27 protein-coding genes are annotated in these 23,934 nt (G+C 62.9%); 19 read left to right on the top strand and 8 right to left on the bottom strand.

The window, feature by feature from the left end:
• Nucleotides 1-2 precede the first annotated feature (2 nt).
• The 4 genes from JET14_RS11370 to JET14_RS11355 are packed head-to-tail and all read right to left on the bottom strand — an operon-like array spanning nucleotide 3 to nucleotide 2,844.
• Nucleotides 3-440, bottom strand: a complete 438-nt coding sequence (locus JET14_RS11370) for an HIT family protein (RefSeq protein ID WP_200333615.1) — start codon at nucleotides 438-440, stop codon at nucleotides 3-5.
• A gap of 27 nt (nucleotides 441-467) precedes the next feature.
• A complete protein-coding gene (locus JET14_RS11365) occupies nucleotides 468-1,643 on the bottom strand; it encodes a GNAT family N-acetyltransferase (RefSeq protein ID WP_200333614.1) in 1,176 nt (391 codons plus the stop codon).
• A gap of 23 nt (nucleotides 1,644-1,666) precedes the next feature.
• Nucleotides 1,667-2,377, bottom strand: a complete 711-nt coding sequence (locus JET14_RS11360) for a glycerophosphodiester phosphodiesterase family protein (protein WP_200333613.1) — start codon at nucleotides 2,375-2,377, stop codon at nucleotides 1,667-1,669.
• Nucleotides 2,377-2,844 carry a RidA family protein gene (locus JET14_RS11355; protein ID WP_200333612.1) on the bottom strand — a complete coding sequence of 156 codons (468 nt, stop codon included), beginning with the start codon at nucleotides 2,842-2,844 and terminating at the stop codon, nucleotides 2,377-2,379. Before JET14_RS11355 ends, JET14_RS11360 begins: the two co-directional genes overlap by 1 nt.
• A 95-nt stretch (nucleotides 2,845-2,939) precedes the next feature.
• On the opposite strand from JET14_RS11355, the gene JET14_RS11350 reads away from it, so the two are divergent.
• The 14 genes from JET14_RS11350 (at nucleotide 2,940) to lpxB (ending at nucleotide 17,292) form a co-directional block, all read left to right on the top strand.
• Entirely contained in the window at nucleotides 2,940-3,749 is an 810-nt protein-coding gene (locus JET14_RS11350) for an EipB family protein (RefSeq protein ID WP_200333610.1), read from the top strand.
• A 208-nt stretch (nucleotides 3,750-3,957) separates the two neighbouring features.
• The gene (gene rpsB / locus JET14_RS11345; protein ID WP_036236970.1) at nucleotides 3,958-4,755 is read left to right on the top strand and encodes a 30S ribosomal protein S2; all 798 of its coding nucleotides are present in this window, start codon (nucleotides 3,958-3,960) and stop codon (nucleotides 4,753-4,755) included.
• Nucleotides 4,756-5,029: 274 nt separating this feature from the next.
• Nucleotides 5,030-5,956 (top strand): translation elongation factor Ts, encoded by a 927-nt coding sequence (gene tsf / locus JET14_RS11340; protein ID WP_200333609.1) that lies wholly within the window; start codon nucleotides 5,030-5,032, stop codon nucleotides 5,954-5,956.
• A 148-nt stretch (nucleotides 5,957-6,104) separates the two neighbouring features.
• On the top strand, nucleotides 6,105-6,770 hold the full coding sequence (gene pyrH / locus JET14_RS11335; RefSeq protein WP_246750625.1) for a UMP kinase: 666 nt from the start codon (nucleotides 6,105-6,107) through the stop codon (nucleotides 6,768-6,770).
• Nucleotides 6,771-6,824: 54 nt separating this feature from the next.
• Nucleotides 6,825-7,385, top strand: a complete 561-nt coding sequence (gene frr / locus JET14_RS11330; protein ID WP_200333607.1) for a ribosome recycling factor — start codon at nucleotides 6,825-6,827, stop codon at nucleotides 7,383-7,385.
• A 38-nt stretch (nucleotides 7,386-7,423) separates the two neighbouring features.
• Nucleotides 7,424-8,170, top strand: a complete 747-nt coding sequence (locus JET14_RS11325) for an isoprenyl transferase (protein ID WP_200333606.1) — start codon at nucleotides 7,424-7,426, stop codon at nucleotides 8,168-8,170.
• Nucleotides 8,170-9,048, top strand: a complete 879-nt coding sequence (locus JET14_RS11320) for a phosphatidate cytidylyltransferase (protein WP_200333605.1) — start codon at nucleotides 8,170-8,172, stop codon at nucleotides 9,046-9,048. The genes JET14_RS11325 and JET14_RS11320 overlap by 1 nt, the downstream gene beginning before the upstream one ends.
• Nucleotides 9,049-9,079: 31 nt before the next feature.
• Nucleotides 9,080-10,174 (top strand): RIP metalloprotease RseP, encoded by a 1,095-nt coding sequence (gene rseP, locus JET14_RS11315; protein ID WP_200338073.1) that lies wholly within the window; start codon nucleotides 9,080-9,082, stop codon nucleotides 10,172-10,174.
• 318 nt (nucleotides 10,175-10,492) lie between these two features.
• Entirely contained in the window at nucleotides 10,493-12,832 is a 2,340-nt protein-coding gene (gene bamA, locus JET14_RS11310) for an outer membrane protein assembly factor BamA (RefSeq protein WP_200333604.1), read from the top strand.
• Between the two features lie 45 nt (nucleotides 12,833-12,877).
• The gene (gene lpxD / locus JET14_RS11305; RefSeq protein ID WP_200333602.1) at nucleotides 12,878-13,933 is read left to right on the top strand and encodes a UDP-3-O-(3-hydroxymyristoyl)glucosamine N-acyltransferase; all 1,056 of its coding nucleotides are present in this window, start codon (nucleotides 12,878-12,880) and stop codon (nucleotides 13,931-13,933) included.
• Entirely contained in the window at nucleotides 13,926-14,393 is a 468-nt protein-coding gene (gene fabZ, locus JET14_RS11300) for a 3-hydroxyacyl-ACP dehydratase FabZ (RefSeq protein WP_200333600.1), read from the top strand. The genes lpxD and fabZ overlap by 8 nt, the downstream gene beginning before the upstream one ends.
• Nucleotides 14,390-15,220, top strand: coding sequence for an acyl-ACP--UDP-N-acetylglucosamine O-acyltransferase (lpxA, locus tag JET14_RS11295; RefSeq protein WP_200333598.1), 831 nt, complete (start codon nucleotides 14,390-14,392; stop codon nucleotides 15,218-15,220). Before fabZ ends, lpxA begins: the two co-directional genes overlap by 4 nt.
• Entirely contained in the window at nucleotides 15,217-16,098 is an 882-nt protein-coding gene (locus JET14_RS11290) for an LpxI family protein (protein ID WP_200333597.1), read from the top strand. The genes lpxA and JET14_RS11290 overlap by 4 nt, the downstream gene beginning before the upstream one ends.
• 30 nt (nucleotides 16,099-16,128) lie before the next feature.
• Nucleotides 16,129-17,292, top strand: coding sequence for a lipid-A-disaccharide synthase (gene lpxB / locus JET14_RS11285; RefSeq protein WP_200333596.1), 1,164 nt, complete (start codon nucleotides 16,129-16,131; stop codon nucleotides 17,290-17,292).
• 75 nt (nucleotides 17,293-17,367) lie between these two features.
• On the opposite strand, the gene rpsI is transcribed toward lpxB, so the two are convergent.
• Together rpsI and rplM are read right to left on the bottom strand one after the other, a co-directional pair.
• Nucleotides 17,368-17,847, bottom strand: a complete 480-nt coding sequence (gene rpsI, locus JET14_RS11280) for a 30S ribosomal protein S9 (protein WP_024707949.1) — start codon at nucleotides 17,845-17,847, stop codon at nucleotides 17,368-17,370.
• Nucleotides 17,847-18,311, bottom strand: coding sequence for a 50S ribosomal protein L13 (gene rplM / locus JET14_RS11275; RefSeq protein WP_138749648.1), 465 nt, complete (start codon nucleotides 18,309-18,311; stop codon nucleotides 17,847-17,849). The genes rpsI and rplM overlap by 1 nt, the downstream gene beginning before the upstream one ends.
• Before the next feature lie 374 nt (nucleotides 18,312-18,685).
• Here rplM and JET14_RS11270 point away from each other — a divergent pair, with 374 nt between their 5' ends.
• The 3 genes from JET14_RS11270 (at nucleotide 18,686) to murI (ending at nucleotide 20,778) form a co-directional block, all read left to right on the top strand.
• A complete protein-coding gene (locus tag JET14_RS11270) occupies nucleotides 18,686-19,102 on the top strand; it encodes a VOC family protein (RefSeq protein ID WP_246750293.1) in 417 nt (138 codons plus the stop codon).
• 73 nt (nucleotides 19,103-19,175) lie between these two features.
• Nucleotides 19,176-19,970: an RNA methyltransferase gene (locus JET14_RS11265; RefSeq protein ID WP_200333594.1), complete on the top strand. Its 795-nt coding sequence runs from the start codon at nucleotides 19,176-19,178 to the stop codon at nucleotides 19,968-19,970.
• A complete protein-coding gene (gene murI / locus JET14_RS11260; RefSeq protein WP_200333593.1) occupies nucleotides 19,963-20,778 on the top strand; it encodes a glutamate racemase in 816 nt (271 codons plus the stop codon). Before JET14_RS11265 ends, murI begins: the two co-directional genes overlap by 8 nt.
• Here the strand turns inward: murI and JET14_RS11255 are convergent.
• Nucleotides 20,775-22,088: an Nramp family divalent metal transporter gene (locus JET14_RS11255; protein ID WP_200333592.1), complete on the bottom strand. Its 1,314-nt coding sequence runs from the start codon at nucleotides 22,086-22,088 to the stop codon at nucleotides 20,775-20,777. The genes murI and JET14_RS11255 overlap by 4 nt on opposite strands.
• Nucleotides 22,089-22,435: 347 nt before the next feature.
• Here JET14_RS11255 and mntR point away from each other — a divergent pair, with 347 nt between their 5' ends.
• Nucleotides 22,436-22,852 (top strand): manganese-binding transcriptional regulator MntR, encoded by a 417-nt coding sequence (gene mntR, locus JET14_RS11250; RefSeq protein WP_200333591.1) that lies wholly within the window; start codon nucleotides 22,436-22,438, stop codon nucleotides 22,850-22,852.
• Here mntR and JET14_RS11245 read toward each other — a convergent pair.
• Nucleotides 22,849-23,058 (bottom strand): DUF1127 domain-containing protein, encoded by a 210-nt coding sequence (locus tag JET14_RS11245; protein WP_200333590.1) that lies wholly within the window; start codon nucleotides 23,056-23,058, stop codon nucleotides 22,849-22,851. The genes mntR and JET14_RS11245 overlap by 4 nt on opposite strands.
• A 117-nt stretch (nucleotides 23,059-23,175) precedes the next feature.
• On the opposite strand from JET14_RS11245, the gene JET14_RS11240 reads away from it, so the two are divergent.
• A complete protein-coding gene (locus tag JET14_RS11240; RefSeq protein ID WP_200333589.1) occupies nucleotides 23,176-23,907 on the top strand; it encodes an ArsR/SmtB family transcription factor in 732 nt (243 codons plus the stop codon).
• The last annotated feature ends 27 nt before the right edge of the window (nucleotides 23,908-23,934 follow it).

The raw sequence follows: 23,934 nt of genomic DNA, 5'->3' as shown, positions 1-23,934 counted from the left end.
TGTCAGAGGTGCTCCCTGATCTTTTCGGCATTGGCCGAAAGGACCGCGCTTTCTTCCATAACGCCCGAGTGGCGCTTCAGGTCCACGCCCTCATGGCGCGGAATGACGTGGAAGTGGAGGTGGAAGACGGTCTGGCCGGCGGCCGGCTCGTTGAACTGGGCGATGAAGACGCCGTCAGCCTTGAACGCGGCTTTCACCGCCTGTGCCATTTTCTGCACCACGGCCATGGCCTTGCCGACAACCACGGGATCGGCATCGAGCAGGTTGCGCGAGGGCTTGCACGGGATGACCAGAACATGGCCCGGCGCCTGCGGCATCACATCCATGATGGCGATGACGTCGTCATCCTCGTAAAGCTTCGTGGCCGGGATCTCGCCGCGCAGAATCTTGGCGAAGATGTTGTCGTCTTCATATTCGGCGATATGCGTTTCGTCTGCCATGGTGTTCACTCCGTTGTTGCCGGCGCTTCATTCGCCCTTCTTGTAGGGCGCGTGCGCGCTCAGGATATCATTGAAATGCGCGACGTCCTCCCGTTCGTGAACGAGAAACGCGGCGACCGCGTCCCGTAACCCCTCGTGGGTGATGTAGTGGGCGGAGTGGGTGGTGACGGGCACATAGCCGCGCGCCAGCTTGTGCTCGCCCTGGGCGCCGGCCTCGACGCGGGCAAGATTGTTGGCGATGGCGAAATCGATGGCCTGGTGATAGCAGACCTCGAAATGCAGGTAGCGATGATCCTCGATACAGCCCCAATGGCGACCGTAGAGGGCATCAGAGCCGATGAAGTTGATCGCGCCGGCGATGTAGCGTCCGTCGCGCTTGGCCATGACCAGAAGAATGTCACGCGGCATGCGTTCGCCGATCAGCGAATAGAATGCGCGCGTCAGGTAGGGGCGGCCCCATTTGCGGCTGCCGGTATCCATGTAGAATTCGAAGAACTGGTCCCAGATGTCCTCGGTCAGGTCATCGCCGGTGAGCCAGTCGACGGTGATGCCGGCCTCAAGCGCCGCGCGGCGCTCCTTCTTCAGCGCCTTGCGCTTGCGCGAGGCCAGCGTGTCGAGAAAGTCGTCATAGCGGGCATAACCCTTGTTGAGGAAATGGAACTGCTGGTCGGTGCGGTGAAGATAGCCCGCCGCCTCGAAAACCGGCGTTTCCTCCTCCGGCACGAAGGTGACGTGGGCTGAGGAAACATTGAGCCGCTCGCTGACCGTCACCAATGCGTCCGCCAGAACCTTCTGCACCGTCGCCCTGTCATAGCCCTCGCGCACGAGAAGACGCGGGGCGGTTGCCGGGGTGAAGGGCAGGGAGGCCTGCAGCTTCGGGTAATAGCGCCCGCCGGCGCGCTCGAAGGCATCGGCCCAGCCGTGGTCGAACACATATTCGCCCTGGCTGTGGTTCTTCAGATAGCACGGCAGCGCGCCGATCAGTTTTCCGTCTTCCGTCTCCAGCAGAAGGTGGTGACCGAGCCAGCCTGTCTCGGGCGAGGCCGATCCCGATTCCTCCAGTGATGAGAGGAAGGCGTGGGACAGGAAGGGGGTGTAGCCGACGCCGTCAAGGTTCGGGCGCGTGCCGACAAGCGTGTCCCACTCCGCTTTTGCAATGGCGGAAAAGCTTTTTTCGATGCGGATTTGCAGGTTTTCGCTCAACAGAACTCTCAAGGCTCGAACCGTTACGCGGGGTCGAAACCCTCGAACGTCATCTGGTCGGCATATTGGAATGTGATCTGGCGGGCGCGCTCGTTGCGGACGGTCCAGGTGATCACCGGCACGCCGCTGTCGCGCAGGCCCGCGACGAAGTCGTTGGGCAGATCATCATAAGAATAGGAGACAAAATCAAGGCCGATCGACATCGTCTTGCGATGCGCATTGAAGGAACCTTCATCATGGCCGTCGGCCGTCAGGCCGAGCGGGCAGGCCGCGCCGGCGCGTTTGAGGGCGGCAAGCAGCGCAGGCTCGAAACTCATCAGCGCCAGAGGACCGTCATAGTGCGCGGTTTCGGCAATGACGGCCCGGGCAAAGACGTCGGGATCGGTCGGGCCGGACTTCAGTTCGATGATCAGCGGCACGCGCCCGGCCGTGGCCTCAAGCAGTGCCTCAAGGCGCGGAATTCCGGCCTCGCCCGTGCCGACGCGGATCCCGTTGATCGCTTCGGCGTCAAGCGCCTCGATCGTGTCGGGGCGACCGCAGAGCCGGCTCAGGTCATCGTCGTGAAACACGATCACCTTGCCGTCGGCGGAAAGGCGGACATCGCATTCGATGGCGAAGTCATTGGCGATGGCGCGCTCAAAGGCCGGCATCGTGTTCTCGAAGACCGCGCCGTTCATGTCGTGATAGCCGCGATGGGCGATCGGCCGGGCCGTCAGCCAGTCATGCAGCGGCATCAGTCGATCTCCACGATGGCGTCGATCTCGACGGCGGCGTTCAAGGGAAGGGCGGCCATGCCGACGGCGGCGCGGGCATGCTTGCCGGCCTCGCCGAAGACGTCCGCGATCAGGTCCGAGGCGCCGTTGATGACGAGATGCTGGTCGGTGAAATCCGGCGCGGAGGCGACGAAGCCCGAAAGCTTGAGGACACGTTTGACCCGGTCGAGGTCACCGTCAAGCGCGGCATTGATCTGCGCGATGATGTTGATGGCGCAGGCGCGCGCGGCCTTCCGACCCTCCTCAAGCGAGACATCCGCGCCAAGACGTCCGGTGGCGATCATCTTGCCGTTTTCCGTCGGCAACTGTCCGGAGATGAAGAGCAGGTTCTCCGACCGGGTGAAGGGAAGATAGTTGGCGGCGGGGGCGGAGGCTTGCGGCAGGGTGATGGAAAGGGCCTTCAGGCGGTCTGAAACGACGTTTGGCATATCTGGCTCCGGGCTTCTCGGGAAAGGGATTCAACAACATTGGCAGAACCGGGACTTTTCTATACGATTGGTCTCCAAAACCAAGGGGAATGTTCATGCGGACAGTCATGGCGACGGGGATTTTCTGGACCATACTCGCGGCCGGCGCGCAGTCGGCGGGACCGGCGGTCAGCGCCGTGTCGCTGCTGCCGCACCGCGCGGTTTATGATCTTTCGCTTGAATGGGCTTCGGCGCAGTCCGGGGTCGAGGGGCTTGACGGCCGCTTCGTCTATTCCTTCACCGGCAGCGATTGCGCCGGCTATGTGACCGAGATGCGCATGGTCACCGATATTGCCCGGGAATACGGCGCTGTCGTCACCGACCAGGTGTCGTCGTCCTTTGAAGAGAAAGGCGCCTTCGCCTTCTCCAGCACGCTGTTTTCCGACAACGCCCTGCAATCGGAGACCGTCGGCGAGGCCCAGCGCACCGAAAAGCGCGCGATCTCCGTCACCTTCGGCGGCGACGAGGCGAGGGCGGTCGAACTTCAGGATGCCGAGTTTCCGACCGAATACATGGCCAATGTGATTCTTGCCGCCCAGAACGGACGGCGCGCCTATGAAGCGGTTTCCTTCGACGGCTCCGGCGAGGAGACGATGCGCGCCATCACCCTGATCGGCGGCCGCGAGGAGACGGAAGGCGGCAGGGCCGGCTGGCCGATCACCACGGCCTATTTTCCCATGGGCATGGTCTCGGGCGACGAAACGCCCGACTACACCGTCTCCATGCTGCTCTCGGCGGAGGGCGTGAGCCGCGACATCGTCATGGATTTCGGCGACTTCAAGATGGCGGGAGAGCTCACGCGTCTCGAACCGCTTGAACCGGCAGGCTGCGAGGCTCCGCCGGAAGCACTCTCGTCCAAGCCTTGAGGCCCTTCATCGGTGTGGGCGGGCATGCGTCCGGCCTTTCGCGGCGCCGCGCCTCTTGCAATTTGCCGCGAAACGGGGTATCGCGCCCTCATTCCACACGCAGGCCATGGGATGTTCCGGGAGAAATCCGGTGCGTTCCGCCGGTGTCAGGCGTCATTGACGTCTGGTCTCAGGTCTGCGGAGGTTCAACCGGAAAAGGAGAAAAGGCATGGCATTGCCCGACTTTACCATGCGCCAGCTGCTGGAAGCAGGCGTACATTTTGGTCACCAGACCCATCGCTGGAACCCGAAGATGAAGCCCTACATCTTTGGCGACCGCAATAACATCCACATTATCGACCTTGCCCAGACGGTTCCGATGCTGTCGCGCGCGCTGCAGATCGTTTCCGACACCGTTGCCCGCAACGGCCGCGTGCTGATGGTCGGCACCAAGCGTCAGGCGTCCGAGATCATCGCCGACAGCGCCCAGCGTTCGGCGCAGTATTACGTGAACGCCCGCTGGCTCGGCGGCATGCTGACCAACTGGCGCACGATCTCGAACTCGATCCAGCGTCTGCGCAAGCTTGACGAAATCCTCGCCAACGAGGCACAGGGCTTCACCAAGAAGGAACGCCTGAATCTCGACCGCGAGCGTGAAAAGCTCGACCGCGCCCTTGGCGGCATCCGCGACATGGGCGGCGTTCCGGACCTGATCTTCATCATCGACACCAACAAGGAAAAGATCGCCATCGAAGAGGCGAAGCGCCTTGGCATTCCGGTCGTCGCCATCGTCGATTCCAACTGCGATCCGGATGAAGTCGATTACCCGATCCCCGGCAATGACGACGCTTCGCGCGCCATCGCCCTTTACTGCGACCTGATCTCGCGCGCTGCCATCGACGGCATCGCCCGCCAGCAGGGCGCCCAGGGCATCGACCTTGGCGCCGCTTCCGAAGCGCCCGCAGAAACCGCGCTGGAAGACGAGGCGCCGGCCGAGGATGCTTCCGCCGAGAAGCCGGCCGAATAAGGCATCTGGCCTTGGGCCGCGGCATGCTCGCGGCCCGTTTGAAATTCCGATCCGGTTTCGGGCCGGCCGCGCAATGCGCAGTCGAGGCCAACCGGACGCAGGCAGGCGCATCGGGATTGCCGATGCGTTTGCCTTTGGACTTTTGAGCCGTCGGACATCGGCCGTCGGCAGCAAGGGTTTCATCACCCTGTCACAGTATGGGTACACTTCGTTGCCCAACAGGCCGCGCTTTGATGCGACAAGCGCCGCCGAGCGAATGGACAAGAGGCAAGTTATGAGCACGATTACGGCTGCAATGGTGAAGGAACTGCGCGAGAAGAGCGGCGCAGGCATGATGGACTGTAAGAAGGCGCTCGCCGAGAATGACGGCGACATGGAAGCGGCGATCGACTGGCTGCGCGCCAAGGGCATCTCCAAGGCCGACAAGAAGTCCGGCCGCACGGCCGCCGAAGGCCTGATCGGCATCGCCGAGAAGGGTACGGAAGCTGTCGTCGTCGAAGTCAACTCCGAGACCGATTTCGTTGCCCGCAACGAGGCGTTCCAGGCGATGGTTTCCGGCATCGCCGAAGTCGCGCTGTCGACCGATGGCTCGGTCGACGCGATCAGCGCCGCAACCTATCCGGCCACCGGCAAGAGCGTTGCCGACAGCATCAAGGACGCCATCGGCACGATCGGCGAGAACATGACGCTGCGCCGTGCCGCCAAGCTTTCGGTCGGCTCCGGCGTTGTCGCTTCCTATGTCCACAATTCCGTCGCTGACGGTCTCGGCAAGCTCGGCGTTCTGGTCGCGCTCGAATCGGAAGGCGACAAGGCGGTTCTGGCTGCGATCGGCCGGCAGGTCGCCATGCATGTTGCCGCGACCAACCCGCTCGCCGTGCGCGCCGACGAGGTCGACAAGGATATTGCCGACCGCGAACGCGCGGTGTTCCTGGAGCAGGCGAAGGAGTCCGGCAAGCCGGCCAACATTGCCGAAAAGATGGTTGAAGGCCGCATGCGCAAGTTCTTCGAGGAAGTCGCGCTTCTCTCGCAGTCCTTCGTCATCAATCCCGACCTGACGGTTGAAGAGGCGGTCAAGGAAGCCGAGAAGGAAGCGGGCGCGCCGATCAAGGTGGCTGCCATTGCACGTCTGGCGCTCGGCGAGGGCGTCGAGAAGGAAGAGAGCGACTTCGCTGCCGAAGTCGCCGCGACGGCCAAGGGCTGATTGCCCGAAAGGCTTGGAATTTGAAGGGGCGCCGCGTGACAACGCGGCGCCCTTCGTGTATCCGGATGGCATTGCTTTTTAGGAGTTTGTGACTTTGACGAATCCGATTTTCAAGCGCGTTCTGCTGAAGGTTTCCGGCGAGGCCCTGATGGGCAATCAGGGTTTCGGCATCGACGTTGCCGTTGCCGACCGGATTGCATCCGATATCGCCGAGGTTCGCGCCATGGGCGTCGAGGTCGGCATCGTGGTCGGCGGCGGCAATATTTTCCGCGGCGTCGCCGTGGCCTCCAAGGGCGGCGAACGGGTGACCGGCGACCACATGGGCATGCTCGGCACGGTGATCAACGCGCTCGCGCTCGCAACCTCTCTGCGCAAGATGGATGTCGATACGGTCGTCCTGTCGGCGATCGCCATGCCGGAGATCTGCCAGTCGTTCTCGCAGCGGGCGACGCGTTCCCATATGGATGCGGGCAAGGTGGTGATCTTTGCAGGCGGTACGGGCAACCCCTTCTTCACCACGGATTCAGCCGCCGCGCTGCGCGCAGCCGAGATCGGCGCGGAGGCGATCTTCAAGGGCACGCAGGTCGACGGCATCTATTCCGCCGACCCGAAGAAGGATCCGGACGCGACCCGGTTCGAGGCGCTGACCCACCGCCAGGTGCTGGAGCGCGGCCTTCAGGTGATGGATGTCGCCGCCGTTGCGGTGGCGCGGGAGAACAATATTCCGATTATCGTGTTTTCAATCCACGAGCGCGGCGGTTTCGGCCAGATCATGGCCGGCGGCGGCCGCAAGACGATTGTAACCGACGAGTGATGACGGCGCCTGAGGCCCTAAAGGGAAGGCCGGGCGCAAGACGGGAGAATGACGATGAGCGATGCAACCGATCTGAAAGACCTCGAGCGCCGCATGGAGGGTGCAGTGAACGCCTTTGTCGGCGACATTACCTCGCTGCGCACCGGACGGGCGTCGGCGAATATCCTCGATCCGGTTCTGGTCGAGGCCTATGGATCGAAGATGCCGATCAACCAGGTTGCCAACATCACCGTGCCCGAGTCGCGGATGCTGGCGGTCAATGTCTGGGACAAGGGCATGGTGAGCGCCGTCGACCGGGCGATCCGCGAGAGCCATCTCGGCCTCAATCCGATCATGGACGGCCAGAACCTGCGCATTCCGCTGCCGGAGCTGAACGAGGAGCGCCGCCGTTCTTTGGTCAAAGTTGCTCATGAATATGCCGAAAAGGCCAAGGTTGCGATCCGTCATGTGCGCCGCGACGGCATGGATGCCCTGAAAAAGGCCGAGAAAGACGGGGATATCAGCCAGGACGACAGCCGTTCTCTGTCCGATGACGTGCAGAAGCTGACCGACGGCGCAATTTCTCGCATTGACCACTTGCTTGCGGAGAAAGAAAAAGAAATCATGCAGGTCTGATTTTTAACCTGCATTTTTTCAAGAATTTGAGCCACGATATGACCCCTTACGCAGATCCTGCAAAACCTGATCATGTTGCGATTATCATGGATGGCAACGGCCGATGGGCCAGCGGGCGGGGGTTGAAGCGTATTTTCGGGCACCGCAAGGGCGTCGAGGCGGTGCGTCGCGCCGTCGACGCGGCGCGGGACGCAAGGATCAAGCATCTCACGCTTTTTGCCTTCTCCTCGGAAAACTGGAAACGGCCCGAGGATGAAGTCAGCGATATCATGGAACTGATCGCGATCTTCATTCATCGCGAGCTGCAGACCTATCACCGCCAGAACATGCGCTTCCAGATGATCGGCGAGCGCGCGGGGCTTGGCCCCAAGGTGCTCGGCGCGCTGGCGACGGCCGAGGAACTGACCCGAAACAACACCGGGCTTCATGTCGTCGTCGCCGTCAATTACGGCTCGCGCGCCGAGATCGCCCGGGCTGCTGCCGCTCTCGCGCGGGAGGCCGTGGCGGGGCGGATATCGCCGGACGAGATCGATGAAGCCATGATCACCGGCCGGCTCGATACGGCCGGCATTCCCGACCCGGACCTGATCATCCGCACCAGCGGCGAGCAGCGGCTGTCGAACTTCCTGATGTGGCAGTCGGCCTATTCCGAGCTCGTGTTCCTGCCCTGCCTGTGGCCGGAGTTCTCGCAGGAGAGCTTTGACGAGGCGCTTGCCGAATATGCCCGGCGCTCGCGCCGGTTCGGCGGCGTCGTTCAGCCGGCCGCAGCGCTGACGGGGTCCTGATGGAGCGCGAACTCAAGCTGCGCGTGATGTCGGGCGCGGTTCTTGCCGTCGTCGTTCTTCTGGCGACCTGGTTCGGCGGCGCCGCCTTTCTGCTTCTTTCCGTCGCGATCGGGCTTCTTGCCTTTCATGAATGGCTGGCGATGAGCCGGGCTCGGCCCGCCGGCCGCGGCGAAGGAACGATGACGGTCCTGCTCGCCGGCTGGGCGGTGATGATCGCAACCGCCATCCTGACCTTTCTCGAACTCTTCCTGCCGGCGCTGTCGCTTGCGGTCGTCTCCGCGGCCTGCGCCCATGCCTATGGCCGCAAAAGACCGGCGCCGTTCTGGTTTTCAGGCGCGATCGTCTATGCCGGCCTTGCAATGGTTTCGCTCGCGGCGATCAGAAACGGCGGTGCGGCCGGGCTTTACACGATCCTCTTCGTGTTCGCCGTTGTCTGGGCGACCGACATCATGGCTTATTTCGTCGGCCGGGCGCTTGGCGGCCCCAAACTTGCGCCGTCGATCTCTCCCGGCAAGACATGGTCGGGCGCCATCGGCGGAGCGTTCTTCGGCGTCGCGGCCGCCCTTGGGCTGTGCCTGGCCTATGGCGGCACGCCATCCCTGCTTCTGGCCCTGCTGGCCCTCGTTCTCTCCGCCGTCGGCCAGGCCGGCGACCTGTTTGAATCGGCCCTCAAGCGCCGGTGCGGAGCCAAGGATTCCAGCCATCTCATTCCCGGTCACGGCGGAGTGCTGGACCGCGTCGACGGACTTGTAGCCGCCGCGAGCGCGATGTTCATCATGGCCTGTTTTGCGATGGTCTTCGGCGCGGGCGACAGTGTCGGCGCCGTGCTTTATCGGTGGAGCGGCCTCGCGGCCTTGCCGCCTCTAAACGGAGCCTGATTTGGGTATCGGATTTACAAACGCGCCCGGAATGATCGTTGCCTTTCTGGTCGCGATCTCCTTTCTCGTCTTTTTCCACGAACTCGGCCACTATCTGGTGGCGCGCTGGTGCGGCATCCGCATTCTGGCCTTTTCGCTCGGCTTTGGCCCGGAGATCGTCGGGCGTACGGACAGGCATGGAACGCGCTGGAAAGTCTGCGCCATACCGCTTGGCGGCTATGTGCGCTTTTACGGCGACGAGGATGCCGCAAGCCGCCCGGATTTCGCCGGGGTTGAGGCCTTGCCGCCGGAGGAGCGGGCGAGGACGTTCAACGGCGCGGCGCTGTGGAAGCGGACGCTGACCGTCGCCGCCGGCCCGATCGCGAATTTCCTTCTGGCGATCGCCATTTTCGCCGTCATTTTCTCCGTCTACGGGCGCGGCGTCTCCGACCCCGTGGTCGGCGAGGTGGTGCCGGACGGCCCGGCTGCGGCGGCGGGCGTGAAGCCCGGCGATATCATGGTGGCGCTGGACGGCCAGAAGGTCGGGACCTTCGATGCGGTGGTGCGCTATGTGAGCGTCCGACCGGGCGTGCCGATCGACCTGACCGTCGAGCGCGACGGGGCGCCGATCGAAATGACGGTGGTGCCGGAGCGAATCGAGGAAGAGGACCAGTTCGGCAATGCGATGGAGCTCGGCCGGATCGGCGTGGTCGGAACGCGCGATTCGGGCAATTTCAGGGTGGAGCGCTACCAGCCGCTGGAGGCGATCGGGCAGGGCGCGCTGCAGAGCTGGCACATCGTCGTCAGCACCTATGACTATATCACCAACGTCTTTGCCGGACGGATGAAGGCTGACCAGATCGGCGGCCCGGTGCGCGTGGCGACGATGGCGGGGCAGATGGCCTCGCTCGGCATCGTCGCTTTCGCCAATTTCGCGGCGATTCTGTCCGTCTCGGTCGGCCTCTTCAATCTGCTTCCCGTGCCGATGCTGGACGGCGGTCATCTGCTGTTCTATGCGATCGAGGCGGTTCGCGGCCGGCCTCTGTCGGCCCGCGTCCAGGAATTCGCCTTTCGGGTCGGGCTGTTTCTGGTTCTGGCGCTGATGGTTTTCGCCACATGGAACGACACGCTGGGCCGGATGGGCTGAGGTTTACATTTTAACCCTTTGACACTGTTTGATTAACAGGAGGGGCCCATGATCTTGTCGAAGGTCGCCGGTTGTGAGATTGTGGCCTTGCCTTTGGCGCGGGAGATGATAGGAAACGCATAGGAGACAGGTTGTCGATTGGTGTAGCCTTCCGTTTACCATAAGTCGAAAAGATCGTGGCGATTTGGCCACGCTTGGGGCGGAAGTTGCATAAGTCGCACGGCTTTCTATTGCGTGGGGGTGTGAAGTCTTTAGAACAAAAGACCACGAAGCCTGTAAAACGCTGATATTGAGCGATCATAAAGGGTAGATAGTAGCATGGCCGGTTCAAGATTTTTGAACACAGTTTCAGGTGCGGCGCTTTCATTGGCAGTCGCCGTGTCCGGGGGGGTCGTCGCCGCCGTTGCTGTGCCCACGAGCGCATACGCCGCTGTTGTCAGTAACATCGTGGTCAACGGAACGGGGCAGGCCGGTTCTGATGCGATCAGGTCGAAGCTGACCATCCAGCCGGGGCGCAGCTTCACCGATGCCGATATCAACCAGTCCATCCGTAATCTCTACAGCACCGGCTATTTCTCCGATGTCAAGATTTCGGTTTCCGGTTCGACGCTTGTGGTCAATGTCACCGAGAACCAGCTGATCAACCAGGTGGTCTTCAACGGCAACCGCAAGGTCAACGACAAGAAGCTCGAAGGCGTTGTCCAGCTGCATTCGCTCGGCCCCTACAATCAGGCGCAGGCCCAGGTCGACATCCAGCGCATCAAGGACGCCTATGCGCAGATCGGACGCGCCGACGTCGAGGTCTCCATCGAGACGGCGACCGTGCAGGACAATCGAATCAACGTGGCCTTCGTCATCGACGAAGGCGGCCGCACCAAGACGCGGAAGATCAACTTCGAAGGCAACAACACCTTCGGCGACGCGCGCCTTGCCTCGGTGATCTCGACCAAGCGCTCGACGCCGCTGTCCTTCCTGACCCGCAAGGATATCTACAATCCGGACAAGGTGCGTCACGACGAAACCCTGCTGCGCGAGTTCTACAACAATCACGGCTTCCCGGATTTCCGTCTGATCTCGACCGATGTCGATTATGACGAGGAAGACAATTCCTATTCGATCACCTTCACCATGTCCGAGGGCGATCGCTATCGCTTCGGCGACATTGGCGTGGCCTCGACCGTGGAAGGCGTCGATATCGACACGCTGAAGGGCGACATCAAGACCAGGTCCGGCAAGATCTACGATGCCGACGACATTCAGAAGACCTCGGAATCGATCGCGGCATCGGTTTCCTCGCAGGGCTATCCCTTCGCGCAGGTCAATCCGCGCGGCGATCGCAACTTCAGCAACGACACCTTCTCGGTGAACTATGAGATCGACCAGGGCGTGCGCGCCTATATCGAGCGCATCGAGATCGTCGGCAACACCCGCACCCGCGATTATGTGATCCGCCGCGAGTTCGACCTCGCCGAGGGCGATGCCTATAATCGCGAAATGATCGCCCGCGCCAAGCGTCGCCTCGAGGCGCTGGGCTATTTCAGCAATGTCGATATCTCGACGCAGCCCGGCAGCGCGCCGGACCGCGTCGTCATCGTCGTTGATGTGACCGACGAGCCGACCGGCGCGTTCTCGATCGGCGCCGGCTACGATGCTGAAGGCGATTCGCTGGTTGTCGAGCTTTCGGTGTCGGAGCGCAACTTCCTCGGCCGCGGCCAGTTCATCCGCGCGTCGGCCGGTCTCGGCGACAACGATTCGCAGATTTACAACTTCTCCTTCACCGAGCCTTTCTTCCTCGGTTATCGCGTGGCGGCAGGTTTCGATCTCTATCGCGCCTATTCGGCTTCGCAGGACTACTATACCTATGCGGAGACGGCCGGCGATATCCGCCTGACGGCGCCGCTGACCGACGAGCTGAGCTCGACGATCAAATATGTCTATCAGCAGTTCGAATATGACGGCACGGGCGACTGGCAGAACCCGAACAACCTGTCTCCGATCTTCCAGAACCTGATCGACGGCAGCCCGTGGACGGTGTCCTCGGTCGAACAGGCCTTCAACTTCTCTAGCGTCGACAATTACCAGCAGCCGCGCGAGGGCATTCTCGCCAATCTCACCAATACCGTGGCCGGTCTTGGCGGCGATTCGCACTATTATGCGCTGACGGGTAAGGTCCGCTGGTATCAGATGATTTCCGATCAGGCCGACATCATCGGCTCGCTGACGGCGCGCGGCGGTCTCGTGACCCCGTTCGACAGCAATCTGAACGTGTTCGACCAGTTCACGATCGGTGGTCAGGAAATCCGCGGCTTCAAGCAGAACGGCCTTGGTCCGCGCACGGTGCAGCAGGGCGATGCGCTCGGCTCGCAGTACTACACCACGATTTCGGCCGAGGCGAATTTCCCGCTGCCGGGTATCCCCGAGGACATCAATCTGCGCGGGGCGGCCTATGTGGATGCCGGTTCGGCCTGGGGTAATGCCGTTGAGCTTGCCAATACGGCCATCGAGGGAACGGATTTCTCGATCCGTGCATCCGGCGGCGTCGGCCTCATCTGGAATTCGCCCTTCGGCGACCTGCGCTTCGACTACGCCATTCCCTTCGCCAAGGAAGATTTCGACGAAACCCAGCGGTTCCGGTTCGGAATTGCCAACACCTTCTGATATTGCTGTCCAGAGCTCATATCGTTTCCGTTCTGGAGAGATTGAATGGATCAGAACCAGTTTTTCGGTGCGCGACAGTCAATTCGTCTCGACGAGTTGGCGTCGCGCATCGGATCTGTTTTGTCGAACGCGGATGCCGGCGAGCGGATGGTGGAATCCGTTGCGCCCATCTATCGCGCAGGTCCCTATGATATTTGCTACATCCTGTCCCGGCACAGCATTGACCAGTTGAAGAGCTGCAGGGCAGCGGCGGTGATCTGTTCCCCGGAAATGAAAAAGCATATTCCGGCGTCCTTGCCGTCGCTCGTTTCCGATATGCCGCAGCTTGCCTTTGCCCGCGCGGCGGCACAGCTCTATCCGGCCGCCATGCGACCGCAGCCGGTGATGCAGCGCCAAAGCGGCATCTCCGCGCAGGCCGTTATTGACGATTCGGCCGTCATCGAGAAGAGCGTGGAGATCGCGCCGTTTGCCGTGGTCGGCGCGCGCGCCGTGATCGGCGCGGGAAGTCGCATCCTGTGCGGCACGGTCGTGGGAGCGGATGTCAAGATTGGCCGCAATGTCACCCTGGGAGCGCATGTTTCTGTCTCCAATGCGTTGATCGGGAATAATGTGATCATTCACACCGGCGCGCGCATCGGTCAGGACGGCTTCGGCTATGCGCCCGGACCGACCGGCATGGTGAAACTGCCGCAGATCGGCCGGGTCATCATTCAGGACGATGTCGAGATTGGCGCGAACAGCACGATTGACCGCGGCGCGATGGACGATACCGTGATCGGCGAGGGTACAAAGATCGATAATCTCGTGCAGATCGGGCACAATGTGCAGATCGGCCGGCATTGCGGAATTGTCAGCCAGGTTGGAATTGCCGGCAGCACCAGGATCGGCGATGGCGTGATGATCGGCGGACAGGCTGGGCTGAACGGCCATATCGAGATCGGCAGCGGCGCGCAGATCGCCGCGAAGAGCGGCGTGCTGACCTCCGTGCCGGCCGGCGCCCGCATAGGGGGGAATCCGGCCCGGCCGATCCGGGACTATCTGCGGGACGTGGCGGAGATCGCCCGGCAGGCCGCCAAATCGGGAGACAAGCAAGGTGAGTGACGAGACCAAGACGACGATGGGGAAGATGGATCTTCTTGAGATCATGAAGTTCCTTCCGCACCGTTATCCTTTTCTGCTGGTGGACCGGATTATCGAGATCGACGGCGACGACAGTGCGGTCGGCATCAAGAATGTGACGGCCAATGAACCGCATTTTCAGGGCCACTTCCCGGAAATGCCGATCATGCCGGGCGTTCTGCTCGTGGAGGGCATGGCCCAGACCGCCGGCGCGATCTGCGCGCGCAAGGCCGACGAGATCGACAATCTCGTATATTTCATGACGATCGACAATGCCCGCTTCCGCAAACCCGTGGTGCCGGGCGATCAGGTGCGGTTCAAGGTCGTCAAACAGAAGCAGCGCCGGCGCGTGTGGAAGTTCCACTGCGAAGCGCTTGTCGACGGCCAGCTCGTCGCCGAGGCCGATATCGGCGCCATGATGGTGCGCAAGGACGAAGAATGACCAGGATTTCCAGCTCCGCGAAAATCGACAGGACTGCCATTGTCGAGGACGGAGCCGTGATTGGTGAACATGCCGCGATCGGCGCGTTTTGCTATGTCGGGGCGAATGTCGTGCTCGGCGACAATGTGAAGCTTCACCATCACGCCGTGGTCGAGGGCATCACGCGGCTCGGCGATGGCTGCGCGGTCTTTCCCATGGCCGTCATCGGCGGCGCGCCGCAAAGCATTCGCCACGATGGCAGCGATACGCGCCTCGAGATCGGCGCCAATTGTATTTTCCGCGAGGGCGTCACCGTCAATACCGGTTCCTCCCATGGCGGCGGCGAGACAATTGTCGGCCACGACAACCTGTTTCTGGCCAATTCCCATGTCGGTCATGACTGCCGCATCGGCAGCCACGTGATCCTTTCAAACAATGTCATGATCGGCGGCCATGCCACCGTTCACGACCGGGCGATCCTGAGCGGCGGCGCGGCGATCCACCAGTTCGTGCAGATCGGCCGCCAGGCTTTCATCGGCGGGCTGGCGGGGGTCGTCAACGACGTCATTCCCTATGCGATGGTGGTCGACAATCCGGCCTTCATGGGCGGGCTGAACGTTGTCGGCATGCAGCGCGCCGGCATGAGCAAGAGCGAGGTTCATGCCGTGCGGCGGGCATACCAGGCGATCTTTTCGGCGGGGACGGTTCTGGAGAATGCGCGGGCGCTGCGCAGCGGACCGGATGCGCCTGAAGGGGCTGCCCGCGAGATCATCGATTTCATTCTCGACCGTGACAGCGAGCGGGCGCTGACGACACCGGGTTCGCGCCGCCGGGGCAGCCAGGCGTGAGCGGCACATCGGCCCGCGATGCGGAGCCGGTCGCGATCATCGCCGGAAACGGCCGTCTGCCCCTTTATGTCGCCGAAGCCGCACGGGAGGTCGGTACGCCGACCTTCATCGTTCAGTTGCGTGGCGAGGGCGGCAATGACTGGTCGGATTTCGAACATATGGACGCCGATCTCGGCGGGTTCCAGCCGGTTGTCGCGGCGCTGCAGAAGCGCGGGATCCGCAGGGTCGTGCTCTCTGGCGGCGTACGCACTCGCCCGGAACTGAAGAGCCTGCGTCCGACGGCGCGGGTGATCTGGTCGCTGCCCGCTATCCTGAAAAAGCTGCGTAGCGGCGGTGATGACAAGGTCCTGCGCATGGTGATCGACCTGTTCGAGCGCCACGGCTTCGAGATCATCGCCGCGCAGGACATCGCCGGCGATCTTCTGGCGACCGCGGGCACGCTCGGCGCTGTCGCGCCGGATCGCGAGGATCGGTCCGATATCGACGCTGCGGCACGGGCGGCTCACGTCATCGGCTCCATGGATATCGGTCAGGGCGCCGTCAGTCTCGGCGGGCGCGTGGTGGCTCTGGAGGGCGCGGAGGGCACCGACCAGATGCTCGAGCGCGTGCGGACGATGCGCGCGGCCGGTCGGATTTCAAAGAAGCGTCGCGGCGTCCTTGTCAAACTGTGCAAACCGCAGCAGGATCTGCGCGCCGACCTGCCGTCGATTGGCCCGGAGACGGTGCGTGCGGCGGCTGCCGCCGGGCTTGGCGGCATTGCCGTGGAAGCCGGGCGGGCACTGGTCCTGGATCGGGAAGCGGCCATTGCCGAAGCCGACAGGGCAGGGCTTTTCCTGCTGGGACTGGAGCCGGGCCAGGCTGAGAAAACGGTCACCTGAACGAGCGACACATTCAGCGGAGGGAGCCTCTTGTCCAGAAGCTTGAAAATCGGCGTGATCGCGGGAGAGGTTTCCGGCGATCTGCTCGGCGGCGACCTGATCGCCGCGCTGAAGGCGATGCATGCCGGTCCGATCGAGCTCGTCGGCGTCGGTGGCGATGCGCTCACCGAAGAGGGGCTCGAGTCTCTCTTTGACTATTCCGATCTGTCGATCATGGGGTTCACCCAGGTGCTCGCGCGGCTGCCGCTCCTGATCCGCCGCATTCGCCAGACGGCGGATGCGCTGATTGCCGCGCGGCCGGACGTGCTCATCATCATCGACAGTCCGGACTTCACCCATCGGGTGGCCAAACGGGTGAAGAAGGCGCTGCCGGATCTCTCCGTCATCGATTATGTCTGCCCCAGCGTCTGGGCCTGGAAGGAATACCGCGCGCGCGACATGCTGGCCTATGTCGACCATGTGCTGGCGGTTCTGCCCTTCGAGCCGGCGGCGATGGAACGCCTTGGTGGCCCGCCGACAACATTCGTCGGCCACCGGCTGAGCGAAGAGCCGGGCGTCCTTGCGGCCCGTCGCCACACTGCCTTGCCGGAGGAGGGTGCGCCACCGACCATTCTTCTGTTGCCGGGATCGCGCGCGGGCGAAATCAATAGTCTTGCGCCGATCTTCCGCGATGTTGCCAGCATCTATGCCGAGCGCAACGCGATGCCCCGCTTCGTGCTGCCGACGGTCACCCGCCGCGAAGAGATGGTGCGCGCCGCCATTGCCGACTGGCCGGTGAAGCCCGAGGTCGTGGTCGGCGACGCGGCCAAATGGGAGGCCTTTTCTGCGGCGCATGCGGCCGTTGCCGCCTCCGGAACGGTGGTGCTGGAGCTCGCGCTTTCCGGCATTCCGGTCATTTCAGCCTACAAGGCGGATTTCATCGGCCGGTTCATGCTGAAGAAGATCACCATCTGGTCCGCCTCTTTGCCGAATCTGATCGCCGACCGACCTCTGGTGCCGGAATATTTCGATGACACGATGCGGGCCGGCGCGCTGGCGCGGTGGATGGAGCTTCTGACCCGCGACACGCCGCAGCGCAAGACCATGCTGGATGGTTTCGACGAGGTCTTTGCGAAGATGCACACAGAGGTCCCGCCCGGCAGGCGGGCGGCGGAAGTGACGCTTCAGGTGCTGGAAGACAGGAACGCTCTGTAGCCGGACCCGCAGACTCGGACAGCAAAAAGGGCCGCGATTGCGGCCCTTTTCGATAATTGCAAGGGGCTTTTGAAATCAGCGCTTGGAGAACTGGAACGAACGGCGGGCTTTCGCGCGGCCGTACTTCTTGCGCTCGACGACGCGGCTGTCGCGGGTGAGGAAGCCGTTCTTCTTCAGGATGCCGCGCAGTTCCGGCTCGAAATAGGTCAGAGCCTTGGAGATGCCGTGACGCACGGCGCCTGCCTGACCGGAAAGGCCACCGCCGGTGACCGTCGCGACGATGTCGAACTGGCCGGCACGCGACGTCAGCACGATCGGCTGCTGCAGGATCATCTGCAGAACCGGGCGACCGAAATATTCGGTGAAATCCTTGCCGTTGACGGTGATCTTGCCGGAACCGGCCTTCACCCACACGCGGGCGACGGCGTCCTTGCGCTTGCCGGTGGCATAGGCGCGGCCGAGATCGTCAACCTTGCGTTCGTGAACGGGGGCTGCGGGGGCTTCGGAGGCCGTGGCGACATCGCCAAGCGTCTTCAGATCGGACAGGTCAGCCATTAAGCGCTCCTTACATTCTTCTTGTTGAGCTTGGCAACGTCGAGAACTTCGGGCTGCTGGGCTTCATGCGGATGGTTGGTGCCGGCGTAAACGCGCAGGTTCTTCATCTGGCGGCGGCCAAGCGGGCCGCGCGGAATCATGCGCTCGACAGCCTTCTCGATGACGCGCTCGGGGAAGCGGCCCTCGATGATCTGGCGCGCATTGCGCTCCTTGATGCCGCCGGGGTAACCGGTGTGCCAGTAGTACATCTTGTCATTGTACTTCTTGCCGGTCATCGCGACCTTTTCGGCATTGATGACGATGACATTGTCGCCATCATCGACATGCGGGGTGTAGGTGGCTTTGTGCTTGCCGCGAAGACGCATGGCGACGAGCGAAGCGAGACGGCCGAGGACGAGGCCTTCGGCATCGATCACGACCCACTTCTTCACCACCTCTTCAGGCTTCTGGGAGAAGGTAACCATTTTCTGATACTCTCAAATTCAATCCGATCCCGAGGGACGGACGTTTCTTGTTGCTTTGCTTGGCGTATCCAAGCGGTAACAGATGCGGGATGCGCATATGTTGGCGGTTGTATAGAGCGCGCTTTGCTGAACGTCAAGCGCAATTGCGTGACTGAAGAAATGAATTCTGTATATTTTTCAATGACTTGTGATTGAGGTAATATTTTACCGTATTTTGTTCGCCCAGTTTGGACCTCAACCCGGCGTCAAGCGGAGAAAGTTTTCTCCAGGACGGCTCCATTTCCTGTAGCCTGCCATGTGAATTCGTGAGAACATATGAAGAACAAAATAGATATTATCGGGAGTTTGGGATGGGCCTTGAGCGCAGGATAAGCATGATCACACTCGGCGTCGACGATCTGCCGGCGGCAACCGCCTTTTATGAGCGGCTCGGCTGGAAGCGGTCATCGGCCTCGCAGGAGGGCGTGAGCTTCTTCAGGCTCGACGGCATTGTGCTCGGTCTTTTCGGGCGCAGGGCGCTGGCGGAAGATGCGAGGCTGACAGGCATTGCGGCGGAACGGCCCGCATTTTCGGGCGTAGCGCTTGCCTACAATGTTTCCTCCGAGAAGGCGGTGGATGAAACCATCGCCTTTGCCGAACAGTGCGGCGCGACGGTGGTCAAGCCGGGCGAGGCGGTGTTCTGGGGCGGCTACAGCGGCTATTTCGCCGATCCGGAGGGGCATCTCTGGGAAGTCGCCTATAATCCGTTCTCGCCCCTTGATGCGGACGGCCGCATGACCTTGCCGGATTGACGGCGTTTTTCTTGCATTCACCGGCCTGCGGAGCGATAAGCCGCTGCAATCGATCGAAATGAAGAAGGATGCCATGGCAGGCACGAACAGCGAGCTTCCGCTCATCGCCGAAGGTCCGGTGATCATTCTGGTAAACCCGCAGCTGGGCGAGAACATCGGCATGGTGGCGCGCGCCATGGCGAATTTCGGGCTTGCCGAACTGCGCCTTGTCGACCCGCGCGACGGCTGGCCGAGCGATACGGCCCGCGCCGCAGCCTCCAAGGCCGACCATGTGATTGACGGCGCGACGGTGCACGGGACCCTCGCCGATGCGATTTCCGACCTCAACTTCGTCTACGCCACGACGGCGAGAAGCCGGGACGGGTTCAAGCCGGTGAGGGGACCGAGCGTTGCCGCCCGCACGCTGCGAACGCGCTATCGCGGCGGCGAGCGCACCGGCATCCTCTTCGGCCGCGAACGCTGGGGCCTCAACAATGAGGAGGTCGGCATGGCAGACGAGATCGTCACCTTTCCGGTCAACCCGGCCTTTGCCTCGCTCAACATTGCCCAGGCCGTGTTGCTGATGTCCTACGAGTGGATGAAATCCGGCATGGAGGACGAAAGCCAGACGCCGTTCCAGGCGGTCGAGCAGACGCCCGCGACGAAACAGGATCTCTTCGGTTTCTTCGACCATCTGGAAGAGGCGCTCGATGCCCGCGGCTATTTCCGCCCGGCCGACAAGAAGCCGCGGATGATCGACAATCTGCGTTCGGTGTTCACCCGCCGCGCCATGAGCATGCAGGAAATCCATCTTCTGCGCGGGGTGATCTCCTCGCTCGACAGATACAGCCGCAAGAACCCGCGCGGCGGCGAGGGCAGCGATGGCTGAGGCGGCCGAAGGTCCGGTCCTGGTCTTCGATTCCGGCATAGGCGGGCTGACCGTGCTGCGCGAGGCGCGCATGCTGATGCCGGATCGGCGCTTCGTCTATGTCGCCGACAATGCCGCCTTTCCCTATGGCGACTGGCCGGAGGAGGCGCTGCTGGCCCATCTTCTGGCGCTGTTCGAGCGCCTGCTCGAAGATATCCGTCCGGCCTGCGTCATCATCGCCTGCAATACCGCCTTCACGCTTGCCGGAAGCGCGCTGCGCGCCCGGTTTCCGGCAACCGATTTCGTCGGCACGGTTCCGGCGATCAAGCCGGCGGCCGAACGCACCGCTTCGGGGCTGATCTCGGTTCTGGCGACGCCGGCGACAGTCAAACGCGATTACACCCGCGCGCTGATCGAAAGCTTCGCCGCCCATTGCCATGCGCGGCTGGTCGGCTCGAAATATCTGGCCGCTCTTGCAGAGTCCTATATCAGCGGCGGCGTGGTTTCGGACGAGGCCTTGTGGGCGGAAATCGCGCCCTGCTTCGTGGAGGAAGACGGCCGTCGTACCGATATCGTCGTGCTCGCCTGCACGCATTATCCCTTCCTTGCCAACCGTTTCCGAAAGCTTGCGCCGTGGCCGGTCGACTGGCTCAACCCGGCGGAGGCGATTGCGCTGCAGGCCAGACGGGTTCTGGGCGAGCGGCCGTCTGCGGCGATCGAGGGGGTGAACCGCGACGTCGCGATCTTCACCGGCAGCGATGTTCGAGCGGAGATCAAGCGGTTGATGCAGGGCTTCGGACTGATCGTCGCCGACGCGGCGGAGGTTTAGCCGGCCGCAAGCCCCGGAATCGGAACGCCGAAGGTTTGCGCCAGCAGCACGATGTTGAGCGAGAGCACGGCGAGCGCGCCGAGGATCGCCAGCGCGCCGATCAGCCGGCCATTGGCATAATCGCCCATGATCGCGCGGCTGCGGGTAAAGATCACCAATGAGATCATCGGCACAGGCAGCGCGATCGACAGGATGATCTGGCTGACCACGAGCGCTTCCGTCGCGTTGACGCCGAGCGCCACGACCACGAAAGCCGGCGCCATGGTGATCAGCCGGCGCAGCCAGATCGGAATACGGAAACCGACAAAACCCTGCATGATCATCTGTCCCGCCATGGTGCCGACAACCGAGCTCGAGATGCCCGAGGCGATCAGCGAGATCAGGAAGGCGCCGGCGGCCGCGCCGCCGAGAAGCGGCGTCAGCATGTGGTAGGCGGTCTCGATCTCCGCGACCTCGCTGTGGCCCTTGTGGAAGGCGCTTGCCGCCATCATCACCATCGCCATGTTGACCACGCCGGCCACGGCAAGCGCCACCACTACCTCGGTGTTGGAAAAGCGCAGCACGCGGCGGCGGTCGGCCTCGTTGCCGATCTTGATGCGGTGCTGGGTGAGGCCCGAATGCAGGAACACGGCGTGCGGCATCACGGTCGCGCCGATAATGCCGACGGCGATCGCAAGCGCGGTCGCGTCGGGTATTTCGGGCCTGACAACGTGGAAGGCGGCTTCGCCCCAGGCGATCGGGGCGATGAACAGTTCGACGATATAGCAAAGGCTGATCACGCCGATCAGCGCGCCGATGATCAGCTCCATCGGACGAAAGCCGCGCCGTTCGAGCAGCAGGATGCCATAGGTGACGATCGCGGTGACGCCCATGCCCGCCATCAGCGGCATGTCGAACAGCAGCGCGAGCCCGATGGCGCCGCCGAGGAACTCGGCAAGGTCGGTCGCCATGGCGGCGATCTCGCTGACGATCCACATCAGGATGACGACGGGCTTGGAAAACTCGTCGCGACAGACCTCGGCCAGGTTGCGGCCGGTGACGATGCCGAGCTTGGCGGAGAGGCCCTGGAACAGCATGGCGATCAGATTGGCGAACAGCACCACCCACAACAGGGTATAGCCATAGCCGGCGCCCGCCTGGATGTTGGTCGCGTAATTGCCGGGATCGACATAGGCGATGGAGGCGATGACGGCCGGGCCGACGAAGAGCAGCGCGGAGCGCGGCCTGACGCGGCCGGAAGCCATGGCCTGCTCGATCGCCGTATTGGTGCGCTCACTCAGGGAGGGACGTCTGGATTGGGTGTCTGGCATTCTGGAACTGGCGCAAAATCACAATTGGAATGATTATGAATATAGCCAAGGCTACATTTTTGTCAATCGGCGTTATAACCGAAAAGCCTTTCCCGTCGCTTCGGTTCCGCCTAATATTGCGATGACACAGTTTAGCCTGGGCTTGAAAGTGTGATATGGCGCAATTCCGCCATATTGGGGCGGCTTTGTTGGCAATGCCGTGACGCGCCCTGCGGCGCGGCGGCTTTGCGCGTGTTGCGGCGGGCAAGGCCGGTTTGTTCTCGACCGCGCGATCGCGGGAACGAAGAGACGAGGCGAAGCGCGTTTGCGGCAGATGCGGTCTTCGGGCAGAAGGAAGAGGCAGCGACATGAGCGACGGACCCGAGAGCCAGGCGGATCGTTTCTCCAAGGCCCGCTCGGAGCGCGCCTCGGCGCTTCTGGAGGACTATACGGAGCTGATCGCCGACCTGACGGATGAGCACGGCGAGGCGCGACTGGTCGATATCGCCAGAGCCATGGGCATTGCCCATCCGACGGCGGCAAAGGCCGTTTCCCGGCTGAAGCGCGAGGGGCTTGCGACATCGCGGCCCTATCGCGGCGTGTTTCTGACGGAGGCCGGCGAGGCCATGGCCGAGAAGGCCCGTATTCGCCACGCGCTGGTTTTCGATCTGCTTCTGGCGATCGGGGTTCCCAAAGAGGCCGCCGAGCTCGACGCCGAAGGCATCGAGCATCATGTCTCCGACGAGACTCTCACGGCCTTCGAGGCGTTTTTGAGGAAGGGCTAGTCCCAGAATGGGCGGCTTGCCTCCTGTCGCGCCTGATGCGGCTCGATCCCTATATCGCGCAGCCGCTCGTCGGTCAGTTCGAGGAGTTGCAGCCGCTGCCGGCGACGCTGCGGCCAGCGGATGAAGATCAGTCTCGCCAGATTGCGGGCGCCTGTGGCGATCTTCGTGGGTAGGGAGCGGGGCTTGGCGATCACGGTCTCATGCATGGTCTTTTCCTTCGGTTGGAAACGAAGGCAATAGCCCGTCTGCATTCGCGCATGCTTCGATCGGGAACGAAGTAACGGACGCTGACGGCGGCGGTTTGCGGTGGTAGATTGAGCGTCATGACAAACATGGTTTCGGGAAATACGCTCGCCGCCGTCGCCGCGCTCATCGGCGATGTCTCGCGCGCCAATATCCTGGCGGCTCTCATGGGCGGCAGGGCGCTGACGGCCGGCGAGCTTGCCGAATGCGCGGGTGTTTCACCACAGACGGCGAGCAATCATCTGTCCAGGCTCGTGGATGGTCAGCTGGTCACCGTCGAAAAACAGGGCAGGCATCGCTATTTCCGGCTGGCGTCGGCGGAGGTTGCCGAAACGCTGGAACATCTGAGCCTGCTCTCGGCCATCGGCCCCGTGCGATACCGCCCGACAGGACCGAAGGAGGAAGCGCTGAGGGTGGCGCGCACATGCTACGACCACATGGCCGGTGCGATCGCGGTCGGCATCGCCGATTCGATGGTGCGGTCCGGCGCGGTCGTCTTCGACGGCAATGCCGGCATGGTGACCGACAAGGGAGAGGCGCTTCTCGCGGAGTTCGGCATCTCGCTTTCCTCCGCCGGCAACAGCCGGCGCCCGCTCTGCCGGACCTGTCTCGACTGGAGCGAGCGTCGCCCCCATATCGGCGGCTGGCTCGGCGCGGCGGTGCTTCGGCGCTCCTGCGAGCGTCACTGGCTGCGGCCGGCCGCCGAGGGCCGTGCATTGATGCTGACGCGCTCCGGCCAGGCCGGCCTTGCCGCGCTCTTCGGCCTGCCCGACGAGATGCTGAAGATCGTCACCCCGGAAAGCTGTGGGTAACGACGCGAGGTCTCGGCACGGGCGCTC

This window comes from Martelella lutilitoris (genome assembly GCF_016598595.1).
GTDB lineage: Bacteria > Pseudomonadota > Alphaproteobacteria > Rhizobiales > Rhizobiaceae > Martelella > Martelella lutilitoris_A.
This window is presented reverse-complemented; position numbering and strand designations above follow the sequence as displayed.

Coding starts and splice junctions, on each gene's coding strand:
- JET14_RS11370 (WP_200333615.1), bottom strand. CDS start 440: ATGGCAGACGAAACGCATATCGCCGAATATGAAGACGACAACATCTTC.
- JET14_RS11360 (WP_200333613.1), bottom strand. CDS start 2,377: ATGCCGCTGCATGACTGGCTGACGGCCCGGCCGATCGCCCATCGCGGC.
- JET14_RS11355 (WP_200333612.1), bottom strand. CDS start 2,844: ATGCCAAACGTCGTTTCAGACCGCCTGAAGGCCCTTTCCATCACCCTG.
- JET14_RS11350 (WP_200333610.1), top strand. CDS start 2,940: ATGCGGACAGTCATGGCGACGGGGATTTTCTGGACCATACTCGCGGCC.
- rpsB (WP_036236970.1), top strand. CDS start 3,958: ATGGCATTGCCCGACTTTACCATGCGCCAGCTGCTGGAAGCAGGCGTA.
- tsf (WP_200333609.1), top strand. CDS start 5,030: ATGAGCACGATTACGGCTGCAATGGTGAAGGAACTGCGCGAGAAGAGC.
- pyrH (WP_246750625.1), top strand. CDS start 6,105: ATGGGCAATCAGGGTTTCGGCATCGACGTTGCCGTTGCCGACCGGATT.
- frr (WP_200333607.1), top strand. CDS start 6,825: ATGAGCGATGCAACCGATCTGAAAGACCTCGAGCGCCGCATGGAGGGT.
- JET14_RS11325 (WP_200333606.1), top strand. CDS start 7,424: ATGACCCCTTACGCAGATCCTGCAAAACCTGATCATGTTGCGATTATC.
- JET14_RS11320 (WP_200333605.1), top strand. CDS start 8,170: ATGGAGCGCGAACTCAAGCTGCGCGTGATGTCGGGCGCGGTTCTTGCC.
- rseP (WP_200338073.1), top strand. CDS start 9,080: ATGATCGTTGCCTTTCTGGTCGCGATCTCCTTTCTCGTCTTTTTCCAC.
- bamA (WP_200333604.1), top strand. CDS start 10,493: ATGGCCGGTTCAAGATTTTTGAACACAGTTTCAGGTGCGGCGCTTTCA.
- lpxD (WP_200333602.1), top strand. CDS start 12,878: ATGGATCAGAACCAGTTTTTCGGTGCGCGACAGTCAATTCGTCTCGAC.
- lpxA (WP_200333598.1), top strand. CDS start 14,390: ATGACCAGGATTTCCAGCTCCGCGAAAATCGACAGGACTGCCATTGTC.
- rpsI (WP_024707949.1), bottom strand. CDS start 17,847: ATGGCTGACCTGTCCGATCTGAAGACGCTTGGCGATGTCGCCACGGCC.
- rplM (WP_138749648.1), bottom strand. CDS start 18,311: ATGGTTACCTTCTCCCAGAAGCCTGAAGAGGTGGTGAAGAAGTGGGTC.
- JET14_RS11270 (WP_246750293.1), top strand. CDS start 18,686: ATGATCACACTCGGCGTCGACGATCTGCCGGCGGCAACCGCCTTTTAT.
- JET14_RS11265 (WP_200333594.1), top strand. CDS start 19,176: ATGGCAGGCACGAACAGCGAGCTTCCGCTCATCGCCGAAGGTCCGGTG.
- murI (WP_200333593.1), top strand. CDS start 19,963: ATGGCTGAGGCGGCCGAAGGTCCGGTCCTGGTCTTCGATTCCGGCATA.
- JET14_RS11255 (WP_200333592.1), bottom strand. CDS start 22,088: ATGCCAGACACCCAATCCAGACGTCCCTCCCTGAGTGAGCGCACCAAT.
- mntR (WP_200333591.1), top strand. CDS start 22,436: ATGAGCGACGGACCCGAGAGCCAGGCGGATCGTTTCTCCAAGGCCCGC.
- JET14_RS11245 (WP_200333590.1), bottom strand. CDS start 23,058: ATGCATGAGACCGTGATCGCCAAGCCCCGCTCCCTACCCACGAAGATC.
- JET14_RS11240 (WP_200333589.1), top strand. CDS start 23,176: ATGACAAACATGGTTTCGGGAAATACGCTCGCCGCCGTCGCCGCGCTC.